7 protein-coding genes are annotated in these 13,292 nt (G+C 71.6%); 6 read left to right on the forward strand and 1 reads right to left on the reverse strand.

Going from position 1 to position 13,292, the window contains the following annotated elements; genetic code table 11:
* The first annotated feature begins 187 nt into the window (after positions 1-187).
* From AOK15_RS31345 to fusA, 4 genes are all read left to right on the forward strand, one after another.
* A complete protein-coding gene (locus tag AOK15_RS31345; RefSeq protein WP_055521716.1) occupies positions 188-1,252 on the forward strand; it encodes a glucose-1-phosphate thymidylyltransferase in 1,065 nt (354 codons plus the stop codon).
* Positions 1,249-2,247, forward strand: a complete 999-nt coding sequence (gene rfbB / locus AOK15_RS31350; protein ID WP_055521717.1) for a dTDP-glucose 4,6-dehydratase — start codon at positions 1,249-1,251, stop codon at positions 2,245-2,247. Before AOK15_RS31345 ends, rfbB begins: the two co-directional genes overlap by 4 nt.
* 232 nt (positions 2,248-2,479) lie before the next feature.
* A complete protein-coding gene (locus tag AOK15_RS31355) occupies positions 2,480-4,498 on the forward strand; it encodes a glycosyl hydrolase (protein WP_055521718.1) in 2,019 nt (672 codons plus the stop codon).
* A gap of 351 nt (positions 4,499-4,849) precedes the next feature.
* The gene (fusA, locus tag AOK15_RS31360) at positions 4,850-6,928 is read left to right on the forward strand and encodes an elongation factor G (protein WP_055521719.1); all 2,079 of its coding nucleotides are present in this window, start codon (positions 4,850-4,852) and stop codon (positions 6,926-6,928) included.
* Between the two features lie 144 nt (positions 6,929-7,072).
* Here the strand turns inward: fusA and AOK15_RS31365 are convergent, their stop codons facing one another.
* Positions 7,073-8,428 (reverse strand): glycoside hydrolase family 43 protein, encoded by a 1,356-nt coding sequence (locus AOK15_RS31365; protein WP_055521720.1) that lies wholly within the window; start codon positions 8,426-8,428, stop codon positions 7,073-7,075.
* Positions 8,429-8,818: 390 nt separating this feature from the next.
* Here AOK15_RS31365 and AOK15_RS31370 point away from each other — a divergent pair, with 390 nt between their 5' ends.
* Positions 8,819-9,202: a hypothetical protein gene (locus tag AOK15_RS31370; protein WP_055521721.1), complete on the forward strand. Its 384-nt coding sequence runs from the start codon at positions 8,819-8,821 to the stop codon at positions 9,200-9,202.
* Between the two features lie 149 nt (positions 9,203-9,351).
* Positions 9,352-13,263, forward strand: coding sequence for an nSTAND1 domain-containing NTPase (locus AOK15_RS48390; RefSeq protein WP_276206241.1), 3,912 nt, complete (start codon positions 9,352-9,354; stop codon positions 13,261-13,263).
* Positions 13,264-13,292: the final 29 nt, after the last annotated feature.

Consider the following 13,292-nt stretch of genomic DNA (forward strand, 5'->3'; position numbering starts at 1 on the left):
GGATAAGGGGAGGTAGGGGTGGTGGGTATTTCCGGGACTCTATAGCCTCCTCAGCAGGTTTCCGAACGGGGCCTTCCGTTATTCGTTGCATCATTCCGCCTCGGCATATTGCCGAAATCGGCGAGCCGGAAATTCCCTGTCATTTCGCCGCTGCCGTGACACGGCAGGCAGTGAGGAGAGGACCGCGATGAAGGCCCTAGTCCTGGCCGGCGGGACGGGAACCCGTCTGCGTCCGTTCAGCCACTCCATGCCCAAACAGCTCTTTCCCGTCGCCAACAAACCCGTGGTGGAGCACGTGTTGGAGAACATCGGCCGGGTGGGCGTCACCGAGGTCGGCGTGGTCGTCGGAGACTGGGAGGAACGCGTACGCGAGGTACTGGGTGACGGTTCCCGGTACGGGGTGCGGATCGTGTACATCCGCCAGGAACGGCCGCTGGGTCTGGCCCACTGCGTGCGGATAGCACGGGATTTCCTCGGCGACAGCGACTTCGTCATGTATCTCGGCGACAACATCCTTCCCAACGGCATAAGCGCGGTCGCCGAGACGTTCCGCACCGAACGCCCGGCCGCGCAGTTGGTGACGCACAAGGTGCCCGATCCGCGGGCCTTCGGAGTGGTGGAACTGCGTCCGGACGGCTCGGTCGCCCGGCTGGTGGAGAAACCGCGGAACCCGCGCAGCAACCTGGCGCTCATCGGCGTGTACTTCTTCACGTTCCACATCCACGCCGCCGTGGACGCCATCGCGCCCAGCGCCCGGGGAGAGCTGGAGATCACCGACGCCCTGCAGTGGCTGGTGGCCTCAGGCGCCGACGTGCGCGCGAGCGAGTACAGCGGCTACTGGCAGGACACCGGCCACGTGGACGACGTACTGGAGTGCAACCGCCGCCTCCTCGCCGGCCTCACCGGCGACGTCGTCGGCGAAGTGGACGCGACGAGCGTGCTGACCGGTCCCGTCGTACTGGAGGCGGGCGCCAGGATCATCCGGTCCCGGGTCGAGGGCCCGGTGATCATCGGTGCCGGAAGCATGATCGAGGACTGCCGGGTCGGCGCGTACACGTCGATCGGGCGTGACTGTGTCCTGCGCCGTTCCGGTATCGACCACTCCATCACCCTCGACGGGGCGACCGTGACGGACGTACCCAGCCTGCACGGCTCCATGATCGGCCGGTCGGCCGTCGTCGGCGCGGGCCGGGCGACCCCCGGCCATCGGCTGATCATCGGCGACGACGCCCGCGTGGAGGTGGCCGCATGAAGGTCTTCGTCACCGGAGGCGCGGGCTTCATCGGTTCGCACTATGTGCGGACCATGCTGGCGGGCGGCTACGAGGGCTTCGAGGACGCCGAGATCACCGTCTACGACGCCCTGACCTACGCCGGCACCCGCGGCAGCCTGCCCGAGTCCCACCCGCGGATGCGGTTCGTCCGGGGCGACGTCTGCGATCTGCCGGCCCTGATGGGACTCCTGCCGGGACACGACGTCGCCGTGCACTTCGCGGCCGAGTCCCACGTGGACCGCTCCATAGACGATCCCGCGGTGTTCGTGCGGACCAACGTGGCCGGCACCCAGACCCTGCTGGAGGCCTGTCTGCGGGCCGGAGTACCACGGGTGCTGCACGTCTCCACCGACGAGGTGTACGGCTCGATCGCCGACGGGTCCTGGACCGAGGAGTGGCCCCTGGCGCCCAACTCCCCCTACTCCGCGTCCAAGGCGGGGGCGGACATGATCGCCCGCGCGTACTGGAGCACCCACGGCCTCGAAGTCTCCGTCACGCGCTGCTGCAACAACTACGGCCCGTACCAGAACCCGGAGAAGCTGATCCCGCGGTTCGTCAGCAATCTGCTGGAGGGCAGGCCGGTTCCACTGTTCGGCGACGGTTCCAACGTCCGTGAGTGGCTGCATGTGGACGACCACTGCCGGGCCCTGCACCTGGTGCTCACCCGGGGGCGCCCCGGTGAGGTCTACAACATCGGCGGCGGGGCCGAGCGGACGAACCTGTGGCTCACGGAGCGGTTGCTGGAGCTGTGCGGGGCCCAGCCGTCCCTGGTGCACAGGGTGGCGGACCGACCGGGACACGACCTGCGGTACTCGCTCGACTGCACGAAGATCCGCGAGGAACTGGGCTACGCCCCCCGGATCGACTTCGACGCGGGACTGGCCGACACGGTCGCCTGGTACCGGGACAACCCCGACTGGTGGAAGCCGCTCACGACCCCGCGGGTGGGCACCGGGCGGCACCGCACGGTCTGACGCCGACCACCGGCCCGCCCCCGTGATCCACATGAAGTGGGGCGAGCGGGGCAGCAGCTCAGGGCACGGGTCTCGGCCATGCGGTCGGGGCCCTTCTCGTATCCGGCCGAGCTCTTCCTTTTCTGTTCAACTTCTAGTCGAATGGCGGCACTTGAGTCACACGCGTCGCATGCGTTGCGGATGTCCCTGACCAGGACGACCCCTGTCCGCAGCAGGCCGTGAGGAGACATACATGCCCCGTTCGCCCCTGAGCCGTCGCGCGTTCGTGCTGCTCGGCGCCGCGGTCGCCGCGGCCGCCGGCACCAGGACGTCGATCGCCGTCGCGGCGCCCGCCCGCACACCGGTGCCCGTCCGCGTCGTCGACGACAGGGCGACCCCCGCCACCCGCGCGCTCTACGCCTATCTGAAGCGGCAGCAGGGCAAGGGCATCCTCTTCGGGCACCAGCACGACCTCACCTACGGCTTCACCTTCACCACCCCCGACGGCAGGGCGTCCGACACCCGGGCGGCGGTCGGCGACTACCCCGCGATCTTCGGCTGGGACACCCTCGTCCTCGACGGCGACGAACGCCCCGGTGTCGAGGGCGGCACCCACGCCGAGAACATCGCCGCGCTCAGCCGCTGCATCCGGCAGGGCGACGCACGCGGCGGGATCAACACCCTCAGCGCCCATCTGCCGAACTTCGTCACCGGCGGGGACTTCTACGACACCACGGGCGGTGTGGTCCGGCAGATCCTGCCCGGCGGCGCGAAGCACGCGGCCTTCAACGCCTTCCTCGACCGTGTCGCGAAGGCGGTCAAGGGCGCGCGACGGCCGGACGGCACCGCGATCCCCGTGATCTTCCGCCCCTTCCACGAGAACAACGGCGGCTGGTTCTGGTGGGGCGCCGGCCACACCACCTCGGGTGAGTTCATCGAAGTGTTCCGCTACACCGTCGAGTACCTGCGCGACACCAAGGGCGTCCACAACCTGCTCTACGCCTACTCGCCCAACGCCAGTCTCGGCGGCGACCCGGCGGGCTACCTGAAGACCTACCCGGGCGACCGTTTCGTCGACATCCTCGGCTACGACTCCTACGACGAGGCCGCAGGACCGACCCCCTGGCTGGACGGTCTGGTCCGGGACCTCGCGATGGTGGTCCGGCTCGCCACCGAGCGCGACAAGGTGCCCGCCTTCACCGAGTTCGGGGAGAGCGGCACCGAGGTCCGCGACCCGCAGTGGTTCACCCACCTGTTGGGGGCCCTCAAGGCGGACCCGCTGGCCCGCCAGGTGACGTACATGGCGACCTGGGCCAACTTCGGCGGCACCCGACGTGCCTACGTGCCCTACCCCGGCCACGCCCTGCTGCCGGACTTCACCGCCTTCCACCAGGACCCCCACACCCTCTTCGCCGCAGACCTCCGGGGCGTGTTCACGGCGCGCACCACCGCCGTCAGGAACGGCCCCGTCATGCACCTGGTGACCCCCACGGACCGGCAGCGGGTGACGGGCTCCCGGACCACCGTCCGGGTACGGGTCACGCCCGCGCGGGCGAGCCGCGTCACCTACTCCGTGAACGGCGGCCGGGCCCGAGCGCTGCGCCTCGACGCCGACGGCTACCACTCGGCGGTCTGGTCGATCGGCCCCGCCCTGCGGAAGAAGGGCTCGGCGACCCTCACCGTACGCGCCCGCGTGGACGGCGAGACGCTCACCGATTCCGCGGTCGTCCTCCTCGGCGAGGCCCCACGGCTGCCCGCCGGCTGGATCGACGACTTCGAGGGGTACGCCGGTGACGACATCGCCCTGAGCGAGGCGTACACCCACCTCAACTCCCACACCCTCACCCTGTCGCCCGACCACAAGTCCTCCGGCTCCTACGGACTGGCCTACGGGTACGACTTCTCCGGCGCCGAGTTCACCGGCATCGGCAGAGCGCTCGCCGCCGACTGGTCCGCGTTCACGTCCCTGGCGATGTGGCTGCGCGGCGACGGCTCGGAGAACGCCGGGGCGGTGGAGATCGTCGCCGACGGCATCCCGTTCCAGTACCGGTTCCCGCTGGCCGACACCACCGGGCAGGAGATCACGATGCCCTTCGGCGAGTTCCAGCCCGCGCCCTGGGACACCTCACATCCCGGAGCCGTGCTCGACGCGGCCCGACTGGCCAAGGTGACGGCGTTCACCTTGTACCTCGGCCGCGCAGGCGCGGAGACCAAGGGCGTGGTGTACGTGGACGCCATCAGGGCCGTCGCCCAGCCGCGGAAAATGCGGTGACCCGGCCCCGTCGCCGTCCCTAGACTCGGCACACATCGCGCGCCGTACGAGAACGCGGCGCGCTCCGTGTGTCGTGTGACGTGTGTATGGAGAGGGGGGACCAGCCGTGTGCGACCGCACCGCTGTCGTCGTCCCCTCGTCCCTGTACGAGGTGATCCTCGTGTCCTCGTCCGTCCGGTGCCCGCTGCGCGGCCGGTACCGGATGCCCGTGACGCCGGCCTGACGTCGAATCCACGCGCCGAGGCGGAGGACAGCCCTGTCCTGCGCCCGTCGTTCGGTGTGCCCTCGTCGTTCCCCGCCCGCACGGGAATCGCGCTGCCCTGATACAGCTCAGCTGAAAGGCCACGGGCCATGCGCACCTTCGACCCCACCACCCTGACCGCCGTCCGCAACCTGGGCATCCTCGCCCACGTCGACGCCGGGAAGACCACCGTCACCGAGCGGATCCTCTACGCCACCGGGACCACGCACAAGCGGGGCGAGGTCCACGACGGCACCACCGTCACCGACTTCGACCCGCAGGAACGCGACCGCGGCATCACGATCTTCTCGGCGGCCGTGAGCTGCGCCTGGGACGGCCACCGCGTCAACCTCATCGACACTCCCGGCCACGTCGACTTCGCCGACGAGGTGGAGCGCTCGCTGCGGGTGCTCGACGGCGCGATCGCCGTGTTCGACGCGGTCGCCGGCGTGGAACCGCAGAGCGAGTCGGTGTGGCGGCAGGCCGACCGGCACGGCGTACCGAGGATCGCCTTCGTCAACAAGCTCGACCGTGCCGGAGCCGACCTCGACACAGCGGTCGACTCCATCCGGCGGCGGCTGCACCCCGCGCCGCTGGTCGTGCAGCTGCCCATCGGCACCGAGGACGGCTTCACCGGCGTCGTGGACCTGCTTCGTATGCGGGCGCTGACCTGGGCCGACGGCAGTGACGAGGTCCAGGAGGGGCCCGTGCCCGACGCCCTGCGCGACGAGGCGGAGCGCCGCCGACGACGGCTGGAGGAGGCCGTGGCGGAACTGCACCCCGTCGCCCTCGACGAGTTCTGCGCCGAGGGCACGCTCGCCGCGCCGACGCTCGCCGCGGCGCTGCGCGACCTGACCGCGACCGGTGACGGCGTGGTCGTCCTGTGCGGTTCCGCCTACCGCAACCGGGGCGTCGAACCCCTGCTCGACGCGGCCGTGGCGTACCTGCCCTCACCGCTGGACGTGCCGCCGGTACGCGGCACGCACGACGGTGCGGAGCAGGAACGCGCCGCCGACCCGGACGCGCCTCTCGCCGCGCTGGCGTTCAAGGTCAGCGCGACGGCCACCGGGCGGCTGACCTATCTGCGGCTGTACTCGGGGACGATCAGGAAGGGGGACACCGTGCTCGACGCGGCCACCCGGCGCACCGAGCGGATCGGCCGGATCCTCAGGGTGCGGGCCGACCGGCACGCCGAACTGGACCGGGCGTCGGCCGGCGACATCGTCGCCGTGGTCGGCCTCAAGGCGGCCCGGCCGGGCACGACCCTGTGCGCACCGGCCGCTCCGCTGCTCCTCGAACCGCCGTCCGTCGCCGACCCGGTGGTGTCGGTGGCCGTGGAGGCCCGCAGGAGCACCGACACCGACCGGCTGGCGTCGGCGCTGGCCCGGCTGGCGGAGGAGGACCCCTCGCTGGTGGTGCGGACCGACCCGGAGACCGGGCAGACCGTGCTGTCCGGGATGGGGGAACTGCATCTGGAGGTGGCGGTGGAGAAGATCCGGCAGACGTCCGGTGTGGAGGTCACGGTCGGCCGGCCGCGGGTGTCCTACCGCGAGACGGTCGTCCGGGGCGTGGCCGGACTGGTCTTCCGGCACGTCAAACAGGACGGCGGCGCCGGTCAGTTCGCCCATGTCGTCCTCGACGTGGCACCGCTGGAGGCGCCGGACGGCGACGCCGACGGCGGTGCGACCGGCTTCGCCTTCCGTTCGACGGTCGTCGGCGGGCGGGTGCCGCAGGAGTTCGTGCGCGCGGTCGAGGCCGGGTGCCGGGACGCCCTCGCCGAGGGCCCGCTCGGCGGTCACCCGGTCACCGGGCTGAGCGTCACCCTCACCGACGGGGCGACCCACTCCAAGGACTCCTCGGAGATGGCGTTCCGCACGGCCGGGCGGCTCGGGCTGCGCGAGGCGCTGCGGGGCAGTGCGATGGCGCTGCTGGAACCGGTCGCCGAGGTCACCGTGACCGTGCCCGCGGACGCGGTCGGCGGGGTCCTCGGGGATCTCGCGGCGCGGCGCGGGCGGGTGTCGGACTCCGTGGCGCGGGCGGGGTCGGTGGTGGTCACCGCCACCGTGCCCCTGGCCGAGCTGTTCGGGTACGCCACGCGGTTGCGCAGCCGTACGCAGGGGCGTGGGACGTTCACGACACGCCCCGCGGGTTACGCGGTGGCGCCCGCCGCCGTGGTGAGTGAGCGATAGGCGCCCCTGCCGCCCCTGCCGCCCCTGGGACCCGGCTTCGCGCTCCGGTTCGAGGCCGGCTCCTTCGACGGCGAGTGCGGGGTCGTGGGGGCTTGTCGCGCAGTTCCCCGCGCCCCTGACAGGGGCGCGGGGAACTGCCCTGCGTCACGCCCAGGGGGTCACTGCGGTGAAGGAGCTGTCCGCCTTGAAGGTGGCGGTGTCCTGGTAGGGGTCGATGCGGAGTGCGTAGTTGTAGTGGCGGAGGAAGCGGCCGGGGTAGTTGTACGACTCCAGGCTGACGGAGCCGGCCGCGCTGCCCTGGCGGGCGCAGAAGGTGGCGTCCTTGTTGAAGACGTCGGTGCCGTTACTGGCGTCGAAGCGGATCCGGTAGTCCCAGTGGCGCATGTAGCGGCCGGCGGAGTCACGGAAGGAGTAGCAGGTGGCGTCGGCGAGGCCGGGCACGATCGTGAGGGTCGCGCTCTGCTTGACGGCGGCGGTGCTGGAGCTGCTCACCGGGTCGATGTAGCCGAGGCTGTCGGAGCGGACCACGGCGTAGCGGTCCGGGAAGTTGACGGACTGCAGCGACCGGGTGGTGTCGGTCGGCAGGGTCGCGCTGGGCACCTTCTCCTTCAGGACGGTCATGTGGCGGACGAAGCCGCTGAGGCCCGGCAGCTCCTTCCGCGGTGTCCAGGTGGCGAAGTTGTCGTAGCTGTCGCTGTACCAGTACTTCCCGTCGCGGTAGGCGTCGAAGTAGATGCGCCAGCCTCCGTCGTCGAGCTGCACCAGGGCCGGGCCCTCGTTCCAGGAGCCCCAGCCCGCCCAGTCACCGGTCTTCTTGATGGTGTACGGGCCGGTGAGGCTGGGGGCGGTGGCGTACTCGAGGTACTTCGTCGTCTCGTTCTTGATGATCGCGTGGTACGTGGAGCCGATCTTGACGACGAAGGTGTCGATGTAGTTCGGGCCGATGCCGGCGAGCTGGGTGGGCGCGGACCAGTTGGTCAGCGTGGAGTCGGTCGCCGTGATCTTCCAGGGGGTGAAGTGGGTGGCGGTGCTCGCCGACGTGAGGGTCACGATGATGTTGACGCTGCCGTCGGTGTCGATGAACCACTCGGGTGCCCAGGTGCGGGTGATCCCGCTGATCGGGATCGTGTAGTTGTACAGGAAGGTCCAGTTCAGACGGTCGGCGCTGCGGGCGATGCCGATCGTGTTACCGGTCCAGTTGGTGGTGTAGGTGAGGTAGTAGAAACCGTCGGTGTGCTTGAAGATGCTGGGGTCACGGATCAGACCGGACGGCGGCGTGTACGCCGGGCCCTTGCGCAGGGTGTACGTGGTGGCGTCAGGCGAGTCGTAGACGTACATGTTCGACTCGCTGGTGTTGGTGAACGCGGTCATCGTGTACCGCGTCACCTGCGCCGGCGGCGGGGTGTCGGCTCCGGCCGGACCGGCGAAGGCGGTGGTGAGCCCCAGCAGGGCGGCCACCGAGGTGAGCAGGGCGAGGACTGCTCTGAGGGTTCTGTTCAACGCTCGTCCCATTTCTGCGCGAACTGCCCTGAGGCGTGGGTTCTTGTTCGAAATGCCGTACATCGTACGGAACTTCGATCAGAAGATAAGAGGGACGTATGTGTGCGTCAATGCATTGTGCGAGGTTTCTGCGAGATGTGATTCCGCTTGTGTCCATCGTGACCGAGCCGTGGCCCCGTCGTGGCCGCTTCGCACCCGCGGACACCCCCCCCGCGTTGCCTCCGCTCCCACGCCCTCCCAGCTCACCCCTTGTTTCCCGACCGACGTGACGGCGGGCAACAGGAAACCCGTGGACCCCGCTCGGCAGGAGGACGAATCTCAGATCGTCAGCACCGGGCCCGGCCCGCATGACCGAGCGGGAAGCCCGGTGAGAACCAGCAAGGGGGAACCATGCGCAAGATGACCCGTGTCGCCGCCACGCTCCTGACCTCGACGGCCGCGGTGGTGGCGCTCAGCGGCACCGCCCAAGCGAAGGCGGTCGAGGCCAGGCTCGCCCAGGAGACGATCTACGGCTGCGACTACGGCGCGGTCTGCATCTACCCGGAGGGCAAGCACTACTCCGAAGCCAACCCCACCCACAAGTTCTGGAGTTACCAGGCCCACAACCTGAGCGGGCAGAACAACTACCACTGGGTGTTCAACAACCAGTACGGCGGCGCGACCGCGGATCTGTGCAAGCAGTACAACGGCGGGGACTGCATCGAGACGATCCCCGAGGGGTGGGCCTTCTACCGCGACCTGACGCCCATCAACTCGATCACGCTCCGTCCGTAGCGCGACGGCGAGTGACCGCCTGACGACGCCCGGAACCGGCTGCCCGCGGTTCCGGGCGTCCCTGTTTTCGCCACTCCGGGTGAAAGACTTGGCCGCCTCCGAGGACCCGGCAGTAACCTGGGCATCCGCCGTCTCACGGCCGCTCTGCCTTGGGGGACACCTTGGGGGACCCGCAGCACGGACAGCAACCAGACCCTCATCACGGACGGGACCGGGACGCGCTGACCACGCTGTCCTTCCCGGCGCAACTGAGACGGCTCAGACAAGAGCGCGGACTGTCCCTCACCGACCTGGCCCGGCGGACCCACTACAGCAAGGGCTACCTCAGCAAGATCGAGACCGGCACGAAGCGCGCGACCGTCGACGTCGCCCGACTGTGCGACCGAGTACTGGGCGCCGAAGGGGAGTTGCTGCGGCTGGTACAGCAGGCGCCGCCCCGTGACGGCGACCCCCGCACCGACACCGACCCCGTGGAGCGGCAGTCCGACGAGAGCTGTCCGTACCGCGGCCTGGCGGCGTTCACGCCCCAGGACGCGGAGATGTTCTTCGGCCGGGACCGCGCGACGGCCGCACTCGTGGAGCGGATCTTCGAACGGATCGGCGGCGGCCCCCTGATGCTCGTCGCACCGTCCGGCGCGGGCAAGTCCTCGCTGCTCAACGCCGGACTCGTCCCGGCCCTGCGCCGCGGCGACCTCCCCATGCCGGGCGCCGACCGCTGGCCGGTGGTGCTGCTCACCCCCACCTCGCGCCCCCTGGACGAACTGCTGGAGCGCGTCGCGAAGGCGCTGGGCGGCGACCTCGGCATCACCGCCGACGAGGTACGGGACAACCCGAGCGTCCTGCTCGGTGCCGTACGGGCCCGCTCGGAGACCCCGCCGGGCATCGAAGGGCCGCGGCGGCCCCCGCCGCCCCGACCGGTACTGATCATCGACCAGTTCGAGGAACTCTTCACGCTCTGCCCGGACGACGACGAACGCCGCGCGTACGTCCGCCTGCTGTGCGCCCTCGCGACCTCCCGGCCCGCCGATCACCCGCACCCGGCCGCCGTCGTGGTGCTCGGCGTGCGCGCCGACTTCACCGGCCGCTGTCTGGACCTCCCCGAGCTGGCCCGGATCTTCACCGACGGGCTGTTCGTCCTGTCACCGATGACCGTCGCGGAACTGCGCGAGTCCATCACACGCCCCGCCGAACTCGCCGGGGTCACCCTCGAACCCGGCCTGGTCCCCCTGCTGTTGCGGGACGCCGGACTCCGCGACGACCCCGGCACCGGCCCCCGGCCCGCCACGACCGGCTCCGACGAGACCCCCTCCGGCGCGCTCCCCCTGATCTCCCACGCGCTGCTCGCCACCTGGCAGCGGCGCCGCGACCTGGCGCTGACCGTCGACGGGTACGAACGGGCCGGCGGTATCCAGGGGGCGGTCGCCCGCACCGCCGAGAACGTGTTCGCCCGGCTGTATCCCGCCGAGCAGAAGACGATCCGCCGCATCCTGTCCCGGCTGGTCCTCGTCATGGACGGCGCCGGCGCGACCCGCCGCCGGATGAGCCGGGACGCCCTGATGGCGCAGCTCGGCGACGCGGACGGGGCCGCCGCCGCGCTCGACGCCTTCGTCCGGGCCCGCCTCATCACCCTGGACAGCGACACCGTCGAGATCACCCACGAGGCCCTGCTGCACGCCTGGCCCCGCCTCCGGGACTGGATCCACGCCGACCGGGCGGGCCTCCTCCTCCACCAGCAACTCGCCCACGCCGCCGCCGAATGGGAGCGAGAGAACCGCGACCCGTCCGCCCTCTACCGGGGCACCCGCCTCGACACCGTACGGACGTGGGCCGACGAGTCGGACGGCCGGGCCCGGCTCGGGCCCGACGAAGAGGCGTTCCTGACGGCCAGTCAGGCCGAGGAGGACCGCCGGCGCGGACAGGCCCGACGCCAGGTGCGGCTGCGGCAGTCCATGCTCGCCACCCTCGCCGTGCTGCTGGGTCTCGCCGTCACCGCCGGAGGGCTCGCCTACCAGCAGCGTGAGAGCGCCCTCGACCAGGAGCGCGTCGCCCGCTCCCAGGCCCTCGCCGCGCGGTCCGCGTCCCTCGCCGGGGGCCGGCCCGAGGCGTCGATGCTCCTCGCGGAGGAGGCCTACCGGGCCGCCCCCACCGCGGAGGCGCGCGGCGCCCTGCTCAGCACCCAGTCGCAGTCCTTCTCCGCCCGCCTCGACGGCCATCGCGGACCGGTCAACGCGGTGGCGTTCGCTCCCGGCGACCGGATCCTCGCGACCGCCAGCTCCGACGGCACGGTGACCCTGCGCGACACCGCCGAGAGCCATCGGATCCTCGCCCGGTTCACCGTGCCCGGACGGGTGCGCTCGGTCGCCTTCAGCCCCGACGGACGTACGGTCGCGGTGACGTCGACCGACGGACCGGTGACCCTGTGGAGCACCACCGCCCACCGCCGGACGGGCGTGCTCTCCGACGCCACGGAGGGTGCGCGGGCCGTGGCCTTCGACCCGCGCGGGGGCAGGCTCGCCGTCGCGGCCGCCGACGGCACCGTCCGGTTGTGGGACACCGCGTCCCGGCCGCCCCGGCCCGTCACCACCCTCCGCGGCCACAAGGGCACCGTCAACGCGCTGGCGTACGCCCCCGACGGGCGGACGCTCGTCTCCGCCGGCGCCGACCGCGCCGTACGGATCTGGGACACCCGACGGAACGAGTTCGTAGACGACCTCAAGGGCCACACCGACGAGGTGCTGGGTGTCGCCTTCTCCCCGGACGGCACCACGGTGGCCTCCGCCGGCGTCGACCGGACGGTACGCCTGTGGGAGGTGCGCGACAGACGGCTGACGGCCACCTTCACCGGGAGCAGCGACGACATCAACGCCGTCGTCTTCACCCCGGACGGTACGACGGTCGTCGGCGCGGTCGGCGACGGCACGACCCGGCTGTGGGACGTGCGCGGCGGTCGGCAGACCGCGGTGCTCGCCGGGCACACCGACTACGTCCTCGGGGTGGCCGTGACCTCCGACGGCGCCCTGCTGGCCACGGCCGGGTTCGACCAGTCCGTCGCCCTGTGGGACCTCGCCGGGCCGGTCCTGACGTCCCGTCCGTTCACCGAGGTCTGGCAGACCGCGTACAGCCCCGACGGGAAGCTGCTGGCCACCGCCGACGCCGACCACGCCGTGCGGCTGTGGGACGCGCTGACGCACACCCTCGTCGCGGCGTTGAAGGGGCACACGGAGACCGTGTTCTCGGTGGCCTTCTCGCCCGACGGCCGGACCCTCGCGTCGGCGGGCTCCGACGGCACGGTCCGGCTGTGGGACGTCGCGCGGCGGGCGGCGCTGAAGAAGCTGACCGGGCACGCCGGGCAGGTCTTCGCCGTCGCCTTCGCCCCCGACGGGCGGACCCTGGCGTCGGCGGGTGCCGACCACACGGTGCGCCTGTGGGACGTGGCGAGGCGCCGCCAGACCACCGTGCTCGACGGCCACAAGGACTTCGTCAACGATGTCGCCTTCAGCCCCGACGGCCGCACCCTCGCCGGCGCCGGCGACGATCTGACCGTACGGCTCTGGGACGTCGCCTCGCACCGCGAACTGGGCGCGCTGCGGGGGCACTCGGGCGCCGTGCGGGGCGTCGCGTTCAGCCCGGACGGGCGCACCCTCGCCAGCAGCGGCAACGACGGCACCGTACGCCTGTGGGACGTCCGGCACCGCCGCTTCGAGGCGGCCCTCGTCGGCCACTCGGGCGCGGTGCGCGGTGTGGCGTTCAGCCCGGACGGGCGCACCCTCGCCAGCAGCGGCAACGATCGCACGGTCCGCCTGTGGGACATCGCCGGGCGGCGGCCGTGGGCGACGCTCACCGGCCACACCAACGCGGTGTGGGGCGTCGACTTCGCCCCCGACGGGAGGACGGTGGCCAGCAGCAGCACCGACGGCACCGTACGGCTGTGGGACCTCGACCCGGGCGCGCGGCTGGCGGACATCTGCCGGCTGCGCGCCGGGATCGGTCCCGAGGAGCGCGCCACACTGCTGCCGGGGGTGCCCGTCGCGGCGGACGCGGGGGACTGCGGGAGCCGCTGAGCGACCCACCGGGCCGTCCACCGGGCGTC

The organism is Streptomyces ossamyceticus, assembly GCF_001418475.1.
Taxonomy (GTDB): Bacteria; Actinomycetota; Actinomycetes; order Streptomycetales; family Streptomycetaceae; genus Streptomyces; species Streptomyces ossamyceticus.

What these genes read in the sequence shown, in the direction of transcription:
- AOK15_RS31345 (WP_055521716.1), top strand. Translation starts at nt 188, where the DNA reads ATGAAGGCCCTAGTCCTGGCCGGCGGGACGGGAACCCGTCTGCGTCCG.
- rfbB (WP_055521717.1), top strand. Translation starts at nt 1,249, where the DNA reads ATGAAGGTCTTCGTCACCGGAGGCGCGGGCTTCATCGGTTCGCACTAT.
- AOK15_RS31355 (WP_055521718.1), top strand. Translation starts at nt 2,480, where the DNA reads ATGCCCCGTTCGCCCCTGAGCCGTCGCGCGTTCGTGCTGCTCGGCGCC.
- fusA (WP_055521719.1), top strand. Translation starts at nt 4,850, where the DNA reads ATGCGCACCTTCGACCCCACCACCCTGACCGCCGTCCGCAACCTGGGC.
- AOK15_RS31370 (WP_055521721.1), top strand. Translation starts at nt 8,819, where the DNA reads ATGCGCAAGATGACCCGTGTCGCCGCCACGCTCCTGACCTCGACGGCC.